At 70.5% G+C, this 16,944-nt stretch carries 17 protein-coding genes and 1 pseudogene; 12 read left to right on the forward strand and 6 right to left on the reverse strand.

The features are described 5' to 3' along the window. Nucleotides 1-170: 170 nt before the first annotated feature. The 4 genes from ACQPY0_RS31100 to ACQPY0_RS31115 all read left to right on the forward strand — a co-directional run bounded on the left by ACQPY0_RS31100 (nucleotide 171) and on the right by ACQPY0_RS31115 (nucleotide 3,384). Nucleotides 171-578, forward strand: coding sequence for an ArsR/SmtB family transcription factor (locus ACQPY0_RS31100; protein WP_432968253.1), 408 nt, complete (start codon nucleotides 171-173; stop codon nucleotides 576-578). Beyond that, entirely contained in the window at nucleotides 575-1,228 is a 654-nt protein-coding gene (locus ACQPY0_RS31105; RefSeq protein WP_432968256.1) for an SRPBCC domain-containing protein, read from the forward strand. The genes ACQPY0_RS31100 and ACQPY0_RS31105 overlap by 4 nt, the downstream gene beginning before the upstream one ends. After that, entirely contained in the window at nucleotides 1,228-1,923 is a 696-nt protein-coding gene (locus ACQPY0_RS31110; RefSeq protein ID WP_432968259.1) for a DUF998 domain-containing protein, read from the forward strand. The genes ACQPY0_RS31105 and ACQPY0_RS31110 overlap by 1 nt, the downstream gene beginning before the upstream one ends. A 273-nt stretch (nucleotides 1,924-2,196) precedes the next feature. After that, complete coding sequence (locus tag ACQPY0_RS31115; RefSeq protein WP_432968262.1) at nucleotides 2,197-3,384, forward strand: hypothetical protein; 1,188 nt, start codon at nucleotides 2,197-2,199, stop codon at nucleotides 3,382-3,384. A 277-nt stretch (nucleotides 3,385-3,661) separates the two neighbouring features. Here ACQPY0_RS31115 and ACQPY0_RS31120 read toward each other — a convergent pair whose 3' ends face one another. Next, a complete protein-coding gene (locus ACQPY0_RS31120) occupies nucleotides 3,662-4,879 on the reverse strand; it encodes an IS110 family transposase (protein ID WP_432968265.1) in 1,218 nt (405 codons plus the stop codon). On the opposite strand from ACQPY0_RS31120, the gene ACQPY0_RS31125 reads away from it, so the two are divergent. From ACQPY0_RS31125 to ACQPY0_RS31140, 4 genes and pseudogenes are all read left to right on the forward strand, one after another. Continuing rightward, on the forward strand, nucleotides 4,829-5,221 hold the full coding sequence (locus ACQPY0_RS31125) for a hypothetical protein (RefSeq protein ID WP_432968268.1): 393 nt from the start codon (nucleotides 4,829-4,831) through the stop codon (nucleotides 5,219-5,221). The genes ACQPY0_RS31120 and ACQPY0_RS31125 overlap by 51 nt on opposite strands. Further along, on the forward strand, nucleotides 5,218-5,835 hold the full coding sequence (locus tag ACQPY0_RS31130) for a hypothetical protein (RefSeq protein WP_432995910.1): 618 nt from the start codon (nucleotides 5,218-5,220) through the stop codon (nucleotides 5,833-5,835). The genes ACQPY0_RS31125 and ACQPY0_RS31130 overlap by 4 nt, the downstream gene beginning before the upstream one ends. After that, nucleotides 5,723-6,142, forward strand: coding sequence for an enolase C-terminal domain-like protein (locus ACQPY0_RS31135; RefSeq protein ID WP_432968271.1), 420 nt, complete (start codon nucleotides 5,723-5,725; stop codon nucleotides 6,140-6,142). Before ACQPY0_RS31130 ends, ACQPY0_RS31135 begins: the two co-directional genes overlap by 113 nt. A 10-nt stretch (nucleotides 6,143-6,152) precedes the next feature. Beyond that, nucleotides 6,153-6,260, forward strand: a pseudogene (locus ACQPY0_RS31140) (PH domain-containing protein); the annotation flags it as partial. A 362-nt stretch (nucleotides 6,261-6,622) separates the two neighbouring features. Here the strand turns inward: ACQPY0_RS31140 and ACQPY0_RS31145 are convergent. After that, entirely contained in the window at nucleotides 6,623-7,123 is a 501-nt protein-coding gene (locus ACQPY0_RS31145; RefSeq protein ID WP_432968274.1) for a DUF3995 domain-containing protein, read from the reverse strand. A gap of 341 nt (nucleotides 7,124-7,464) precedes the next feature. Here ACQPY0_RS31145 and ACQPY0_RS31150 point away from each other — a divergent pair, with 341 nt between their 5' ends. Then, nucleotides 7,465-8,946, forward strand: coding sequence for a tetratricopeptide repeat protein (locus tag ACQPY0_RS31150; RefSeq protein WP_432968277.1), 1,482 nt, complete (start codon nucleotides 7,465-7,467; stop codon nucleotides 8,944-8,946). 34 nt (nucleotides 8,947-8,980) lie between these two features. On the opposite strand, the gene ACQPY0_RS31155 is transcribed toward ACQPY0_RS31150, so the two are convergent. The 4 genes from ACQPY0_RS31155 to ACQPY0_RS31170 form a co-directional block, all read right to left on the reverse strand. Further along, nucleotides 8,981-9,895 (reverse strand): aminoglycoside phosphotransferase family protein, encoded by a 915-nt coding sequence (locus ACQPY0_RS31155; RefSeq protein ID WP_432968280.1) that lies wholly within the window; start codon nucleotides 9,893-9,895, stop codon nucleotides 8,981-8,983. A 71-nt stretch (nucleotides 9,896-9,966) separates the two neighbouring features. Further along, a complete protein-coding gene (locus ACQPY0_RS31160; protein ID WP_432968283.1) occupies nucleotides 9,967-12,243 on the reverse strand; it encodes an ATP-binding cassette domain-containing protein in 2,277 nt (758 codons plus the stop codon). Between the two features lie 245 nt (nucleotides 12,244-12,488). Then, nucleotides 12,489-13,253, reverse strand: coding sequence for an aminoglycoside adenylyltransferase domain-containing protein (locus ACQPY0_RS31165; RefSeq protein ID WP_432968286.1), 765 nt, complete (start codon nucleotides 13,251-13,253; stop codon nucleotides 12,489-12,491). After that, the gene (locus ACQPY0_RS31170; RefSeq protein WP_432968289.1) at nucleotides 13,250-13,936 is read right to left on the reverse strand and encodes a TetR/AcrR family transcriptional regulator; all 687 of its coding nucleotides are present in this window, start codon (nucleotides 13,934-13,936) and stop codon (nucleotides 13,250-13,252) included. Before ACQPY0_RS31170 ends, ACQPY0_RS31165 begins: the two co-directional genes overlap by 4 nt. 68 nt (nucleotides 13,937-14,004) lie before the next feature. On the opposite strand from ACQPY0_RS31170, the gene ACQPY0_RS31175 reads away from it, so the two are divergent. The 3 genes from ACQPY0_RS31175 to ACQPY0_RS31185 all read left to right on the forward strand — a co-directional run bounded on the left by ACQPY0_RS31175 (nucleotide 14,005) and on the right by ACQPY0_RS31185 (nucleotide 16,417). Continuing rightward, entirely contained in the window at nucleotides 14,005-14,778 is a 774-nt protein-coding gene (locus tag ACQPY0_RS31175; RefSeq protein WP_432968292.1) for an SDR family oxidoreductase, read from the forward strand. A 371-nt stretch (nucleotides 14,779-15,149) separates the two neighbouring features. After that, nucleotides 15,150-15,689 carry a TetR/AcrR family transcriptional regulator gene (locus tag ACQPY0_RS31180; RefSeq protein ID WP_432968295.1) on the forward strand — a complete coding sequence of 180 codons (540 nt, stop codon included), beginning with the start codon at nucleotides 15,150-15,152 and terminating at the stop codon, nucleotides 15,687-15,689. A gap of 20 nt (nucleotides 15,690-15,709) precedes the next feature. Further along, nucleotides 15,710-16,417 (forward strand): class I SAM-dependent methyltransferase, encoded by a 708-nt coding sequence (locus ACQPY0_RS31185; RefSeq protein ID WP_432968298.1) that lies wholly within the window; start codon nucleotides 15,710-15,712, stop codon nucleotides 16,415-16,417. Nucleotides 16,418-16,944: the final 527 nt, after the last annotated feature.

Here is a 16,944-nt window from a genome sequence, read left to right on the forward strand (position 1 = left end):
ACAGGTACGCCGCGAGGCGCGGGCAACGATCGGCCCCGTGTGATCCTCGCGCAGGGGATCACACGGGGACTGCCTCGTCTGCCGGTCCGCGTGGTGGACGGCAAGCCAAGTCGCATCGCTGGCCTATATAAGACTTGACTTAATTAAGTCGACACTGACATAGTTCCCGGGTGCACGCGTTCGACATCCTCGGCGACCCGGTTCGGCGCCGAATACTGGAGCTGCTCGCCGACGGGGAGCAGGCCGCCGGCACGGTCAGCGAGGTTGTCCGGGCCGAGTTCGGCATCTCGCCGCCTGCCGTGTCGCAGCACCTGCGCGTGTTGCGGGAGTCGGGTTTCGTCACCGTCCGTCCGGACGGTACGCGGCGCCTGTATGCGGTGGAGGCGGCGCCTCTGCAGGAGGTCGACATCTGGCTGGAGCGGTTCCGGCAGTTCTGGAGTCAGCGCCTGGACGCATTGGCGACCGAACTCGCCCGTGGCAAACGCGAACGCCACGAACAGCATGACAACGGTGGAAACACCGACGAGACACCGGATCGCGGTCAGGGGACCGAGTCCGTCAGCGAGGAGGACACGTGATCGATATCGTCAACCAGATCAACGCCACCAAGCGGGAGCTGGGCAATCAGGCTGTTACCACCGGTGAAGGGCGGTCAGTGCTGCTGCGCCGGGTTTACGACGCCCGGATCGAGGACGTCTGGAGTGCCTGCACCGACCGGGAGCGGCTCGGCCGATGGCTGGGCCCGGTCGAGGGCGACCTGCGGGTCGGCGGCACGTTTCAGCTCAAGGACAACGCCGGTGGCGAAATCCTGCGCTGCGAGGAGCCCCGTCTGATCAAGGTGACCTGGATCTTCGGCGAGGGCATGCCGACCGAGGTCGAGGTGCGCCTGGCGCCTACGGACGACGGCCGCACCATCTTTGAACTGGAGCACGCCTCACCCGCCCAGGTCGTCGACGAGCTCGTGCGTGCCTACGGTCCCGGCGGCACGATCGGAATCGGCTGCGGCTGGGACCTCGCACTGCTCGGCCTGGACCTCTTCCTGCACGGCGTGCAGTTCAACCCCGCCACCTGGCAGGACACGTCCGAGGGCAAGGAATTCGCCGTCCGTAGCTGCCACGCCTGGGGGTCCGCGATCCAGGCGGCCTGGGCAACCAGTGACGACGACATCGCCGCGGCCGTTGCATTCGCGGTGCGGCACTTCGCCCCCGAGACCACCGCCGACCGCTGATGACCCACGACATCACCCCCGCCGCCGACGGAGCGCCCGAGGCGGCCACCGGGTCGACGAGAACGCTGCTGACCTGCGGCATTGTCGCCGGACCGCTCTACATCGTCGTGGTCGTCCTGCAGATGCTCACCAGAGACGGATTCGACATCAGCCGGCACCCGGCCAGCATGCTGAGCAACGGCGACCAAGGATGGAGCCAGATCGCCAACTTCGCGGTCAGCGGTCTGCTGTTCGTGGCGTGTGCGATCGGGCTGCGCCGAGTCCTCGGGCCGGCGGCGGGTCCGGGAGGTACGTGGGGACCACGGTTGATCGCCGTCTTCGGTGCCGGGATGCTGGGCGCGTCCGCTTTCTCCGCCGACCCCGCCGACGGCTTCCCGCCGGGCACTCCGAATGGCACACCCACCACGATGAGCTGGCACGCAGCGGTGCACCTCCTTGTCGCCGGAATCGCCTTTCTCGCGCTCATCGCCGCATGTTTCGTCTTCGCCCGGCGGTTCGTCGCGGCCGGCCGTACCGGTTGGGCCGCCTTCAGTGGCGCGACCGGCGCGGCCCTCCTCGCCACCTGGAGCTTGATCTTCACCCTGCAGGGATCACGCCCGGCCAACGTCGCCTTCGCTCTCGCAATTGCCCTCGCCATGGCATGGGCGTCTCTGCTGGCCGCACACCATCGGCCCCCAACCAGCAACAGCATGTAACCGGGCGAAACACCGGCGCCCAACCCCGGCAAATGCGCCGTGACGCGCCCGTGTCCAACCCACCGCGAACGGTTGCGGGGCCGGGACTGCACGTTTCCATGTAGCACACCTCAACGCCGCCCCGAAACCGGAGATGGCCACCTCCGACCTCGTCTTCGGCCTGTTCCGGCTACGCAGCTACCGGTTCTGCGCAGCGTCGACCGTCATGATTAAAATGTCGGCCTATCACTAAAATCGACTATCGTAACTATCTATGGTACGGATGGATGGTGTATGCCGACTTACAAGCGGGTCCTCGCGGTCCTGGGTGCGTCGCTCCTGGTGAGTGCCCTGGCGGCCTGCGGCTCATCGGATGACGATGGCGCGCCGGGAGCCGACGGGGGTGGCGGATCAACGGCCGCCGGCGGTCAGGGTGCCAAGTTCCGGGACCGGGATCTGCTGGTCACGGCCGTCTGTTCGGCCGGCGCGAACGGTGGCTGGCTGGTGTCGGTGGACGGCTGGGACCCGAAGACCTGGAAGCACGAGTCGAAAGCGGAGTTCCCGGTTCCGGCCAGTGTTGTCGCCACCGAGGAGCAGGCCGATGCCCAACCGAAGGTCCGTTCGGGTCTGCTCGCGCTGTGTACGTCCGCCCCGGGGGGACCGCTGGACAGGAGTACACGAGACGGTGAGGGCGACGCGGCGTCCGTGGGGCTGGCCCGGTCACTGTTCGACCGGAACTTCACGAAGATGGCCGTGGTCATCCGGGATGAGAACAGTCGCGCCAGCCACGTCGGCTACGTCGACCGGAGCGGCAAGCTCACCGACCTCACCGCGACCGACACCGGTTTCGGTTCCACACCCATGGAGCAGCGCGCGGTCCTCAGCCCGGACGGGGCGGACGTCTGGTTCATCTACCGCGCCGACAGCGTGTGGAAGGTCGGCAGCCGATCGACGGGCGGGGATCACAAGCTGACGGAACGCAGCACCGGCAAGGTGCCCGACCTTCCGCTGTTCCTGGTCGGCGACCCGGTCCACGCCCTGGTCGCGTACAACGTCGTGGTCTCACCCGACGGAAAGCGCTACACCGGCTGGGTGCCGGGCAACCACAACGACGACGTCTTCGCGGTGCCGACCGGCACCGCGGCCCTCACGGACGCCACCCCGAAGGTCGCGGACAACGGCTGCGCGGCGGCCGTGGGCTGGCTCGACAACAACACCCTGCTGTGTGGGAACGTGGCGGCGGTCTCCGTCGACGGCCCGAAGAACAAGGAGAAGCAACCCATCCTCCCCGACACCAACCGGAGCAACATCGGCATGGTGATCTCCCCGGACGGCGGGCACGTCGTGTTTCTCAGCGTGGCCAGGACCGAAAGCGAGTATTGGATCACCGAGACCAAGCCGGGCGCCACACCGAAGAAGGTGGAACGGACCGGCGAGTTCTCCGTCCTGGGTGACACCGCCGTCTTCCTCGAATGGCGTTGACCGGCGTGCCGCAGCGCAGTTCGGCCCGTCCGTGGCCGGGCGGTGGCCGGTCCTGATCCAGTGGTCGCTGACCAGAAAAACTACCGTGACCACGTCGGGTGAGGGGCGTGCGGCATCGACCCGGGCCCTGTTCGATGGTCCGGGCTGTGGTGTTCGCTGGCTCGGTCAGGTGGCGGGTTGCAGGGTGACGGTGTGGCCGAGGGCTTCGAGTTGGTGGATCAGGTTTCGGATCTTGCGGTCGGTGTTGACGCGGCGGGTGTGGAAGTCGGGGCCAAGGTCACGGAACCGGGCGGTGGGGTCGGTCAGCAGGTGCCAGACGATGACGAGGATGGAGCGGGCGACGGCGACGAGGGCTTTGAGTTTGCCGCGGCGTTTGACCAGTTGCCGGTAGCGTTCGCCGAGGAAGGTGTTGGTCTTGGCGGCGCTGGCGGCGGCGTGGCCGAGGGCGCCTTTGAGGTAGGGGTTGCCCTTGCCGGTCTTGCCGGTGCGTTTGCGTGCTCCGGACGATGGTGCGTGGCGAGAGTTTGGCCCAGGACACGAGGTGTCCTGGGGTGGGGAAGGCCCGCATGTCGAGGCCGATCTCGGCGATGATGGTGTGCGCGGTGTGGCGGGCGATGCCGGGGATCTCATCGAGGCGGTCGATCGCGGGCAGCGGTTCAGCAGTGCCGGGCGGGTTGCCGCTGGTGGGTGGCTGGACTTCGGGTCGGCCGGCGGCGGGGATCGCTGTGACCGCCTGGTCGAAAGTGGTGGTGAGCTGGTCGATCTGGCGGTCCAGGCGGTCGACGTTGTCCAGCAGGATCCGGGCGAGCAGGGCGTGGTGGTCGTCGAAGCGGCCGGTCAGCGCTTGGACCAGCGCGGCGTGTTTGGCGCGGAGTTGTCCGCGGGCCATCTGGGCGAGGGCCTGCGGGTCGCGGTTGCCGGCGATGAGTTCTTCGAGCATGGCCCGACCGGACACGCCGAAGATGTCCAACGCCACGGTGGACAGCTTGATCAACGCGTCTTCCAGGAGTTTCTCCATGCGCTGTTTGTGCCGGGTACGGTCGGCGGTCAGGTCCAGGCGCAGCCGGGTGTAGTCGCGCAGCTGCCGGATCTCGGCGGGTGGCACGAACGAGGGTCGCAGCATGCCGCGTTCGTTGAGTTTGGCCAGCCAGACCGCGTCGAGCTTGTCGGTCTTGGGCCGTCCGGACACCTGTTTGACGTCGTTGGCGTTGACCAGCCACACCGTCAGCCCGCGGGCTTCGAGGAGGTAGAAGAACACCCGCCAGTAGTCGGAGGTCGACTCGACCACGACCCGCTCGACCTGTTCGGCGACCAGGTGGTCGGCCAACTCGCAGACCGCGTTGGTGGTGGCTGGTACGTCCCACACTTTGGTGACTCGACGGTTCGCCGTGGTGGGGTGCGGGAGCGGACACTGCCGGTTCCCGCCGTACCGAAGGAGCGCCGCATGGACCGCATCGCCGCCCTCGCCCACGCCCGTACCGCGGTGGACGCCCACACCGCCAACAGCACGGCCGTATACGGGGCGCTGCTACTGGCCATCGACACGGCCACGGCAGCAGCCGACATCGACCCTGACCGTGCCGACCGGTGGGACTTCTGCACGATCGACCTGCGCGCGGCGGCCGCGCAGCTGCAGCCGCAGTTCGGATTGTCGACCGCCCTCAATCCGGCCCTTCCGGCTCTTACGCAGGTGAATGACCCACTCGCAGCCGCCCTGCGCAACCTGCTCACGAGCACCGCGGGCTGTTGTCGTCGCATCGCGACGACAGCAGCGACCGATGACACCAGCGTCTCCGTGGCGATGCTGCTGGATCAGGCCGCCGCGGCGGTGCCGTGACCAGCTACGGCGAACTCCTCGACCAGGCCATCAGCGAACTGCGTACCGCGACAGCGGCAATAGGCTCCGCGTCGCCCGCCGACGTCGACGACCAGGTCCACGTCGCCGTCGCCAGGACGCAGCTGTACCGCAGCCTCCACCAGCAGCTCCTGCTCGTCGGCGCCAGCCCCAACAGCCGCCTCGCCCGCGAACTCGCACACGCGACCGCGAGCACGATCAGCCAACTACACGACATCGACCCGCCGGGCACGCCCACCTCGCCGGTCGCCGCGGCGATCGTGCGCACCGCGGCCGCAGTAGAAGGCGCCGCCAGGATCCTGGTCAGCCACCTCGCCCCGCCGGACACGGCAGCGTCCCCGCCGGCGCCTGCGGCCGCGGCCTTGCTCGAGGCCGGGCATGGCCGCGCGGCGGCGGGCCGCCGCATCGGCGACGTCGTCACTGCCGGCACGAGATGTGGGAGATCGACCGCATCGAAGAGCTGCCGCTGCCCCTTTCGGCATCGTGGACATCGCTTTGTGGGACCTCGCCGGTCGCGCTGCACAGCTTCCGGCTTGGCAGCTCATGGGCGGCTTTCGGACGAGCATTCGGGCCTATGCGTCCACCTCGACATTTGACTCGGTGGCCGAATACCTCGACGTCGCCTCCCAGTGCCTCGAACTCGGTTACCGGGCGATCAAGCTGCACGCCTGGGGCGACGCTCGGGCGGATGCGGACCTCTGCGCGGCATTGCGCAGCCATGTCCTCGACTTGGTTCCGCTGATGTACGACGGATCGACTGGCTTCGACCTTCCGGACGCGGTATACCTCGGACGAGCGTTGGCGGACTCCGGCTACCTCTGGTACGAGGAGCCGATGCACGAGTTCAGCGTCGCCGCCTACGGGCAGCTCGCCAAGTTGGTCAGCGTCCCGCTGCTAGACTAGCAACCCCGGGCGAACCATCAAGGACCTGCCCAACCCCGACGAGTTGTACCTGCGGATCATCGAGGAGATGCACGAGCCGGAGGCGATCGAGGCGAGAATGAGGCCCCCGGACGACGACACCGACCGCGGCCTCGATCCCAACTTCGATCTCGACGACTGGGAGCCCGGCCCGGCGGACGCGTTCCACCCGCTACCCGTCCCGCTCGCACCGCCCGAGCCGACGGCGCAGCCGGCCACGCCCGTGGACGACGCCGTCCGCCACCTCGTTGAGCAGCTCACGCTGCTGACCGCCCAGATGACGGTGCTCGCCGCGACTGTCGAGCGCCTCCGCGTCCCGCCACGGTCCCGGCCGGCAACGCCACACCGCCGCGCGGGCCGGGCCCCGGCACGGATCCCTCGCCGCCGCGTGAGCGTTCCCGTCCCGGCCACGGACCCTCGTTCAGCCCACCGAAAGCGCTGACCGCTGCATGGTCCGTTCCATCAGCCGGCTGCTGCGGCGACCGTGCGCTTTCGCCGGTCGCTGGTACCGATGAGCAGGCCGGCGCCGAGAAGCACGCCCCACACGAGGAACAGCGGATCCCACAGATACGCGTGGCCGATCATCGCCTGCCGGTCGAAGCCGCCCTCCGGTCGCAGCACACCCCCCAGCACGAGCCAGGCCACGACGGAGTTCAACGCCCCGTATCCGGTGAGCACGACGGCCGCCAGCCACGCGAACGCCCGCCACACGCCCGGGCGGCGCAACGGCCTTCGGCTGACCGTCAACGGAATGGCCACGACCGCGCACTTCACCGCGGCGACGGCGACCAGCAGCAGGCCGGCCGCCACTGGTGCGTCCCGCGCACCGTTCACCGCCCACTGGCCGACCGTCGGCAACAGCCAGCGGCCGCCAAGTGCCCAGTAAAGACTGAACCCGGCATGCGTCAGGCCGGCGACTGCGGCCCCCATCAGGAAGTACGTTTCTGCGGGCCGGTCGGGCATGGCATTAATGCTAGGTCACGTCCGCGCGCACCGAAGCGCGCGCTGCGACCGCTGGGAGACTCGTCACGACCGAGGCCGCCGGCTTCACCAACGGGCGCATCTTCGAGGCGTCCGGCTCCGGGCCTGTTCGAGGTCGACCGGTCGGGGTACTGCATGCTGTCCACGCTGACGTACCTGGAGGAACGGGGCATCACCTTCGACAGCGCCGGCGAGTACACCGTGCTCACTCCGGCGCGGGCCTGGACTCCTTGCGGTTGCTGCACGACAACCTCGAGCGCCTCGCCGACGGCGATGTCCTGCTGGTGCGGATCTGCTGACCTGCCGCCACTACACTTCCGCCCGTGATCGACACCCCCACCCCGTTCGACGCCGCGCGCTCGTTGATCCTGCAGGGGCGCATCGTCGAGGCCGAGGCGCTCATGGTGCGCGAGCTCGACGCCGTCACCGCGCGGCACGGCGCCGGTTCGCCGCAGTGGGCCTCCGCCCAGTGCGACCTTGGCAATGTGCTGTTCAACGCCGAGCAGATGGGCCGCGCCATCGAGTGCTTCCGGGCGGCGGTCTCGGTGTCGCCGCACGACTACCCGGGCCTGCACAAGGACCACCTGACGTACCGCAGCAACCTCGGCATGGCGCTGCGCCTGGCCGGGCGCCTCGACGAAGCCGAGCAGGAGCTGCGCGCGGGTGCGCAGGCGCGGCTGGAGTTCTACGGCCGCGAGCACGCCGGCTACGCGTTCGGGCTGGAGCCGCTCGCCGAGCTGCTGCTGCAGCGCGGCGATCTGGCACAGGCCCGGCCGGTCGTCGAGGAGATGGTCGCCAACCTGCACCACAACCGGCACGAGCGGGTCGGGGCCGCGCTGGCGCTGCGGGCCGAGATCGTACGCGCCTGCGGGTCCGGCGACGAGACCTTCCCCGGCATCGACTGGCTGCCCGAGAACGTCCTTGAGCAGCTCGTGCTCGCCGTCTGCGGGCGCATGGAGTCCGGGGAGCCGCTGCTGTACCGAATCCTGCTGCGCGAGCTGGCCGCGGGCCTGCAGATGCGGCTCGGCCCGGACCACTTCGCCACCCTGAAGGTCCTTTCCGACCTGGCCAACCTCAACCGAAACATCGGCGACGAGGCCGGGCGGGCGGAGCGGGTCGACGCCATCCGGCGGGTGCTGGCCGCTCACGACCGGCAGGGCCGGGCCGTCGACGCCCTCCACGTGGCGCAGGGCCTGGCCCTCGCGCTCGGCGACGCCGGCGAGACGGAGGAGGGTCTGCGCGCGTATGCGGCGGCGCACGAGCGGGCGGTGCGCCTCGGCCGGCCCGAGCCGATCAGCCAGACGCTGCGCAACTGGGGCCTCGCCCTGCAGGAGGCCGGGCGGATCGACGAGGCCGAGGCGCGGCTGGCCGAGGCAGTGCGGATGGCGGCAACCGGCGCCGACCCCGAGATGCTCGGCCGGGGCCGGATCGCACTCGGGCTGTTCCTGCAGCACCAGAACCGGCTCGGCGAGGCACGCACAGTAATCGAGGGCGGTCTGGCCGTCCTCGACCCGGTCCACCCGGACGCGATCGTCGGCCGCAGCCATCTCGGCGCGGTGCTGGAGGGCCGGACCTGCGGCTGCGGCGACATGCCGGAGACGATCGCGACGGCGTTCCGCGAGTTCGTGCTCAGCAAGCTGCCGCCGGACCTGCTCGCCGACCTGCGGGTGGGGATCGCCGACAACGACTTCAAGATCGACGTACACCTGCAGCGCGAGCCGACCCAGGACGAGCTGCATCGGCTCAACGGCGTTGTGCAGTCGGCACTGGCCGAGTTCCGCCACCGGCTGACCGAGGGCAACTGACGACGCCGGCCCCGGCGCGGCGGCGATCGCCGGGTCAGCGGATTGTGGCGATGAGGCGTCGCAGGGCGGCGTGGGCGGGCGGGCCCCAGGTGGGCTTGCCGCCGGGGTGGCCGTGGACGCCGGCGTCGCCGATGAGGATGCCGCCGAGGGCGCGTGCCATCGCCCAGCCCCGGGCTCGGCGCTTGGTGGCGGTGTCCGGGGTCGGCTGGTAGGCCGCGTAGAACTGGTCGGTGGTGTCGTCCGGTAGCAGGAGCCACACGGCGGCGAGGTCGCAGGCCGGGTCGCCCGCGCAGAGGTCGCCGAAGTCGATCACGCCACAGAAGGTGCCCTCGGCGGTGAGGACGTTGGCCGGGTGCAGGTCGGCGTGGAGCCAGAGCGCCGGGCCCGTCCATTGCGGCGCGGTGACCGCGTCGTGCCAGACGGCGCGGACGGCGTCCGGGTCGTCGATCAGCCCCCGCTCGGTGGCGGAGGTGAGCGCGTTGGCGAATCCCTCGGCCCGCTCGGCCAGTGGCCCGCCACGGTCCCGCCCGGCGGGCGCGTCGGCGGGGGCGGGTTGGTGCAGGGCCGTCAGGAACGTGGCCAGGGATTCGGCCGCGGCTGCAGCACGCGTGACGGGGGTCCGGTCGGCGGGTGTGCCCGGGACCCAGGTGGTGATGAGCCAGGGCCGCGGGAACCGTTCGGAGGGCTCGCCGAATCGCTGCGGGACGGGGATCGGCAGGGGAAGGCGCGGGGCAAGCGTGGGCAGCCAGGAGTGCTCCTTGACCAGCAGCGCGTCCGCGGACCCGGTCGCCCAGGGCAGCCGGACGGCCAGGTTCTCACCGAGCCGCCACAGCTGGTTGTCCCATCCACGCGCCCCCAGCCGGACCGGGCGATCGGCGAGATCGGGATGCTGGTCGCGGACCAGAGCCCGGACCAGCTCCGCGGTGATCTCGATCTCGACGTGGGTCATGCGGAGCAACAGTAGTCCTGCTGCGACCCGCCTGTTCGCCCACACCGAACCGCCCCGATGCCTCCCGACGGCTAACCCGCGGCCACGTAGTCGGCGAGGTGGCGGCCGGTCAGCGTCGAGCGGGAGCTGACCAGGTCGGCCGGGGTGCCCTCGAAGACCACCGTGCCGCCGTCGTGGCCCGCGCCCGGACCGATGTCGATGATCCAGTCGGCGTTGGCCATCACCGCCAGGTGGTGTTCGATCACGATGACGGACTTGCCCGCGTCGACCAGGCGGTCCAGCAGGCCCAGCAGCTGCTCCACGTCCGCCAGGTGCAGGCCCGTCGTCGGCTCGTCCAGCACGTAGACGCCGCCCTTCTCCGCCATGTGGATGGCCAGCTTCAGGCGCTGGCGCTCGCCACCGGACAGGGTGGTCAGCGGCTGGCCCAGGCTCAGGTACCCCAGGCCCACGTCGGACAGGCGCGACAGGATCGCGTGGGCGGCCGGGATGCGCGACTTGCCATCGCCGAAGAACTCGTGGGCCTCCGTCACCGGCATCGACAGGACCTCGGCGATGTTGCGGCCGTTGAGGCGGTACTCCAGCACCGTGGCTCCGAATCGCTTGCCCTCGCACTCCTCGCAGGTCGTCGCCACGCCGGCCATCATCGCCAGGTCGGTGTAGATGACGCCGTTGCCGTTGCAGTTCGGGCAGGCACCGGCCGAGTTCGCGCTGAACAGCGCCGGCTTGACCTTGTTGGCCTTGGCGAACGCGGTGCGGATCGGGTCGAGCAGGCCGGTGTACGTGGCCGGGTTCGAGCGCCGCGAACCCCGGATCGCCCCCTGGTCCACGGACACCACGCCGGCGCCCTTGGGGATCGAGCCGTGGATGAGGGAGCTCTTGCCGGAGCCCGCGACGCCGGTGACCACCACGAGTACGCCCAATGGGATGTCCACGTCGACGTCGCGCAGGTTGTGCCGGGTGGCGCCCCGGATCTCCAGCGCGCCGGTGGGCTTGCGCAGGGCGGTCTTGAGGCCGGCCCGGTAGTCGAGGTGGCGGCCGGTCAGGGTGCCGCTTCGGCGCAGGCCCTCCACGGTGCCCTCGAAGCAGACCGTCCCGCCGGCGCCGCCCGCGCCCGGGCCGAGGTCGACGACGTGGTCGGCGATCGCGATCGTCTCCGGCTTGTGCTCGACGACGAGGACCGTGTTGCCCTTGTCGCGCAGGCGCTGCAACAGGCCGTTCATGCGCTGGATGTCGTGCGGGTGCAGGCCCACCGTCGGCTCGTCGAAGATGTACGACACGTCCGTGAGACTGGAGCCCAGGTGGCGGATCATCTTGGTGCGCTGCGCCTCGCCGCCGGAGAGGGTGCCGCTCGGGCGGTCCAGCGACAGGTATCCCAGGCCGATCTCGACGAACGAGTCCAGGGTGCGCTGCAGGGTGCCCAGCAGCGGCGCGACCGAGCGGTCCTCGACCCCGCGGACCCACTCGGCGAGGTCGCTGATCTGCATCGCGCACGCGTCGGCGATGTTGATGCCGCCGATGCGCGAGGCCAGCGCCGCCTGGTTGAGCCGCGTGCCGCCGCACTCGGAGCAGGACTTGAACGTGACGGCCCGGTCGACGAACGCGCGCAGGTGCGGCTGCAGCGCATCCCTGTCCTTCTGCAGGAAGGACTTCTGCACGCGCGGGACCAGGCCCTCGTACGTCAGGTTCATGTTCTCGACCTTGACCTTGACCGGCTCCTTGTAGAGGAAGTCTTGCAGCTCCTGCTCGGAGTAGTCGCGGATCGGCTTGTCGGGGTCGACGAACCCGGAGGCGGAGAAGACGCGCACGAGCCAGCCGTCGACGGTGTACCCGGGGATGGTGATCGCGCCCTCGGCGAGGGACTTGTCGCGGTCGAAGAGCTCGTCGAGGTCGATGTCGTTGGTGGTGCCCATGCCCTCGCAGGCCGGGCAGGCACCGGCGGGAACGTTGAAGCTGTAGTGGAACGCGGGGCCGGCGCTGGGCTCGCCGAGGCGGCTGAAGACGATGCGGAGCATGGCGTTGGCGTCGGTCGCGGTGCCGACGGTGGAGCGGGAGTTCGCGCCCATCCGCTCCTGGTCGACGATGATCGCCGTGGTCAGGCCCTCGAGGAGGTCGACGTCGGGGCGGGCGAGGCTGGGCATGAAGCCCTGGACGAAGGCGCTGTACGTCTCGTTGATGAGCCGCTGCGACTCCGCGGCGATGGTCCCGAAGACCAGCGAGCTCTTGCCGGAGCCGGAGACCCCGGTGAACACCGTCAGCCGGCGCTTCGGGATCTCGACGCTCACGTTCTTCAGGTTGTTCTCGCGGGCCCCGTGCACCTGGATGAGGTCGTGACTGTCGGCAACATGCATCCGGAAACCCTAAGGCACAGCGCATAGCTCGTGGTTGGTACTTGAGCTACGAACGTCCGGCGTGTGCGCCTCGTCGTTCCGGTAGTTCGCCGAGCACGCCGGCCCCAGCCCGACGGGTGGGGCTGCGCTGCGGCCGCCGCGGACCCGCATCTGGAAGGTGCGGGGACGGGACGGCGGTGTCCGTGGTGCGACGAACACCATCACCATACGGCCATGTGGCCCAAGCGCAACCTGGCGCCGCACATCTATGAAACAGACCCCGAGCCCTCGCGGGTGAGGATCGTGTGCACCTTGGTCAGGAAGTCCGTCGCCGCGGTGCGGTCGACGCCGCGGCCGGCCGCCCGGCCCGCGGCGTGGCTGTCCAGCGCCGCGTGGATGACCGGCGCCTCGGCCGGGAGGTGGTCGGCGGCCCACGCGGCGGCGACACGCTTGGGGAACCAGGCGCGCTCGGCGTGGTACCGCAGCGCCCGGCAGGCGTTGAGCACCGCGTTGTCGCCGTGGTCGCCGAGGGCGGCGAGGTGGGCGGCGACCGACTCGGCGACGACGGGGAGCAGGACGCGGGAGCGCACGCGGGTGACGAGGCCGGGAAACGGCGGGCCGATGAGGGCGCGGCGCTGCTGGCGGACCATGTCGCGGTCGATCGGGTACCAGAACGTGAGCCCGTCGCCGGGGCCGGTCTCGGCCTTGTACGGCAGTTCGGCGCCGGTGTTGAGGTTGAGCGCGAAGCCGGCCTCGACGCTGAGGCGGGCCAGGGTGGCACGGTCGTAGAGGACGAACTCGAGGCCGGTCGCCGGGCACGGCAGGGCGTCGTGGTGCAGGGCGGCGACGACGGCCTCGATGTCGGCGGGGGTGGGGCGCTCGGCGACGGCGAGGAGGTCGACGTCGCTGCGGCCGGGCTGGTACGCGTCGAAGGCGAGCGAACCCGCCGGGTACACCCCGGTCAGCCGCCCGCGGAAGACGCGTTGGAGCCGTTCGACGACCGCGCCGAAGTATCCGTCGAGTGTGGTCACCGCTCAGTTGTAAACCGATCGAGCCACTCCGTCATCAGGGCCCGCTCGGCGGGTGTGAAGCCGGCGGCGGACGGTAGCGCGGCGCGGACGGCGACGGCGCCCGCCACCGCGCCGGCGCGGCGGTCCGGGGCGGTGTCGGTGGTGACGGCGGCGATGACCGCTTCGCGGGCGAGGGCCGGCAGTTGCCGGTCGCGGCGCTCGGGCGGCAGCGCGATGAGGGTGAGAGTCATGCCGCAGCCGGCGGCGTGGATGAGGTGCGCGGCGCGCTCCTCGGTGACGCGCAGCCGGCCGGCCTCGGCGACGCGGCGAACCTGGCCGGCGAGGATCTCGGCGGCGGCGACGGCCGCGGGCGGGTCGGCGCCGGGGCGCGGCTCGCCGTAGATGAGGCCGTAGCAGGCCGGGTTGGCCACGCCGAAGCCGACGTGCAGGTCCCACCCGGCGCGCAGGTCCTCGACCGGGTCGCCGGTGTGCGGCAGGGCGCTCTTGCCGGCCAGGTACGTCGCGAAGCCGTGGCTGGCGACCGCGTCGAGCAGCCCCTGCTTGTCGCCGAAGATGCGGTAGATGGCGGGTGCCTGCACCCCGGCGGCGGCGCTGACCGCCCGGGTCGAGACCGCCTCGCGGCCGCCCTCGCGCAGCAGCGCGTCGGCGGCGGCGACGATGCGGTCCCGGGTCGACGGTGGCATGCCCGCAACGATAGCGGTATCGTCGCTACCACACTAGGCGGTAACGATGGAAACAGAGGTGTGTCGTGGTGAGCAGAGTGGCTGTGGTGACCGGGGGTTCACGAGGGATCGGGCGCGCCGTCGCGCAGCGGCTGGGGCGCGACGGTCAGGCGGTCGTCGTGGGATACGGGCGCAGCGACGCGGAGGCGCGTGCGGCCGTGGCGGCGATCGAGGCGGCGGGCGGCCGGGCGGTCGCGGCGCGGGCGGACGTGGCCGACGAGGCGGCGGGCGGCCGGGCGGTCGCGGCGCGGGCGGACGTGGCCGACGAGGCGGCGGTGGCGGCGCTGTTCGACCTGGCCGAGCGGGAGTTCGGCGGGGTGGACGTGCTCGTCAACGCGGCGGGGGTGATGGTCCTGGGCCCGGTCGCGGAGCTGGATCTCGACGCGCTGGACCGGATGCACCGCACGAACATCCGCGGCACGTTCGTGGTGTCGCGGGAGGCGGCCCGGCGGCTGCGGCCGGGCGGGGCGCTGGTGAACTTCTCGACGTCGCAGACGCGGCTGCTGTCGCCGACGTATGCGGCGTATGCGGCGAGCAAGGCCGCGGTGGAGGCGTTGACGCTGGTGCTGGCGCGCGAGTTGCGGGGCCGGGACGTGACGGTCAACGCGGTGGCGCCGGGCCCGACTGCGACGGATCTGTTCCTCGACGGCAAGGACGCCGCGACGATCGACCGGATTTCGAAGCTCAACCCGATGGAGCGGCTCGGCACGCCCGACGACATCGCCGAGGTGGTGTCGGGCCTCGCCGGGCCGGCCCGCTGGGTCAACGGCCAGACGGTCTTCGTCAACGGCGGGGCCGCGTGAGGGGCGCGGCGTGCCGGGTCGAGCGGTTCTCGACCCGGGCCACCGTCCGGGCAGGACTTACTTCTTCTTGCCCTTCTTGTCCTTCTTCGACTTCTTGGACTTCTTCGCCATCGGAATCACCTCCACCCCGTGCTCGACTCCACCGACACTACGACCAAACTCCCGGTGAACAAAGGGTTTCGCCGCAATTTCCAGAGACCCTCAACCGACCACCGATCGTCCACTATGGACCTTTCAGCGCAAACTTCCGCAGCTGTACCGCCCGTGCTGACCGGCAGCGAGCTGGGATTCCCGGTTCGGTATAGTCGCTGTGAAGTGAGGTGAGCATGACTGCATCGAATACAACAAGAATTTATCACGCACCGCGCCGAGTGGCGCAGGCCACGGCCACGCGGGAGGCCATCGCGGCCGCGGCCGAGCGACTCTTCGCCCGGCACGGGTACTCGGGCACGACCATGGCCGCGATCGCCGAGGAGGCGGGCGTGTCGGCGAAGTCGGTGTACGCGCTCGCCGACAAGCCCGGGCTGATGCTCCTCGCGGTGCGCCGGGCCGGGGCCGCACCGGGCCCGGAAGACACCGCGGGGGCACTCCTGCGGCGGTATCCTGTGGAGCGGGCCTTCGAGGAGGCGGCGAACGCCGAACCGGCGCTGCGCGAGGCGTGGCGGCGGCACGAACGCGCCCGCCGCACGGGCCTGAAACACCTCGTCCGCACGGCCGCCGACGAGGGCCGCCTGAGACCGGACCTGACCGTGGGCCGGGCGACCGACACGCTGTGGGCCCTGCTGACGTGGCACACGGTGGCACTGCTGGTGGAGCAGCGCGGCTGGGGCCGGGCCAAGCTCGCCGCCTGGCTCGACCAACTCGTGGAGACGACCCTGACCAGCGGACCGGGCGGCCGGTCCCGGCAATGAAGCCGGTCCAGACTGGCGTGATGCGGATGGATGAACGAGGGGCACGGGTTCGGGAGGCACGCCGCAGGCTTGCGCACGACGGTCCACCGTGGACACGGCCTCACGAGCGGGACTTCGAGACGGTCGCCATGCCGGAACGGGACTGCGATCTGCTTCGAGATCTGCTGATCTCCGAGAGGGCCGAGACGGTTGTCGAAGTCGGTCTCGCCTACGCCAGTTCCGCCCTCGCGATCGGAGAGGCACTGATCACGGTCGACCCGCCGCACCCCCGGCACGTCATCGTCGATCCCTTTCAGGACCACGAGTATTCCGACGTCGGCTGGGATCTGCTGCGCGCTGCGGGACTGGACACGATCGCCAGGCTCATGCGAGCGTGGTCATCCGTCGCGCTCCCCGAACTGGTCACCGAAGGCCTCGTCGCCGATGCGGCGTTCGTGGACGGCAGCCACCGATTCCACGAGGTCTTCGTAGACTTGTACTTCCTGCGCAAAATCGTCCGCCCGGGCGGCCTGATCGTGCTCGACGACGACTGGACACCGTCGGTGCGCACCGCGGTGCGATACTACGAGAAGAACCTGGGCTGGACGGCGATTCCCGACGCCTTCGCTGGCGCAACCCTGCGGAGCATCGGCGACGACTCCACAGCCGAGACAGTCCCCCGCTGCCGCGCCCTCCGCCTTCCCGACCCCTTGGTCGAGCCCCCCTTCGAGCAGTTCCACCCGTTCTGACCCACCCCAAGATCACCGACTCCGCCGGCCCGCCCTGGACGACGGCTGCCGGCAAGTCCGCTTGAACCTGGCGGGCACCAGGTCAACACTTCGCCGGACGACACTCCACCCGGCCGGGACTACTCGCCGAACGCCTGAACCTAGGACCCGCGACCCGCCGGCAGCTCCACCACGGGCCGACCACCACAGCCAACACCCGAACCTAGGACCCGCCACCCGCCGCCAGTTTCACCGCAGGCCGACCGCCACGGTCGACGCCCGAAACACGAACCCGTGACCCGCAGGCAACTCCGCCACAGCCAACGCCTGCACCACGGACCCGCCACCCGCCCACAACTCCACCACAATGCCGACCACCACAGCCAACGCCCGAACCACGAACCCGCCACCGCCGGCAGTTCCACCACAGGCCGACCGCCACGGTCGACGTCCGAAACACGAACCCGTGAGCCGCTGGCAACTCCGCCACAGCCAACGCCTGCACCACGGACCCGCCACCCGCCCACAACTCCACCACAATGCCGACC

The sequence above is a fragment of the Dactylosporangium sp. CA-233914 genome (genome assembly GCF_050942935.1).
In the GTDB taxonomy this organism is placed as follows: domain Bacteria; phylum Actinomycetota; class Actinomycetes; order Mycobacteriales; family Micromonosporaceae; genus Dactylosporangium.

Coding starts and splice junctions, on each gene's coding strand:
- ACQPY0_RS31110 (WP_432968259.1), top strand. CDS start 1,228: ATGACCCACGACATCACCCCCGCCGCCGACGGAGCGCCCGAGGCGGCC.
- ACQPY0_RS31115 (WP_432968262.1), top strand. CDS start 2,197: ATGCCGACTTACAAGCGGGTCCTCGCGGTCCTGGGTGCGTCGCTCCTG.
- ACQPY0_RS31125 (WP_432968268.1), top strand. CDS start 4,829: ATGGACCGCATCGCCGCCCTCGCCCACGCCCGTACCGCGGTGGACGCC.
- ACQPY0_RS31145 (WP_432968274.1), bottom strand. CDS start 7,123: ATGCCCGACCGGCCCGCAGAAACGTACTTCCTGATGGGGGCCGCAGTC.
- ACQPY0_RS31155 (WP_432968280.1), bottom strand. CDS start 9,895: ATGACCCACGTCGAGATCGAGATCACCGCGGAGCTGGTCCGGGCTCTG.
- ACQPY0_RS31160 (WP_432968283.1), bottom strand. CDS start 12,243: ATGCATGTTGCCGACAGTCACGACCTCATCCAGGTGCACGGGGCCCGC.
- ACQPY0_RS31170 (WP_432968289.1), bottom strand. CDS start 13,936: ATGCCACCGTCGACCCGGGACCGCATCGTCGCCGCCGCCGACGCGCTG.
- ACQPY0_RS31185 (WP_432968298.1), top strand. CDS start 15,710: ATGCGGATGGATGAACGAGGGGCACGGGTTCGGGAGGCACGCCGCAGG.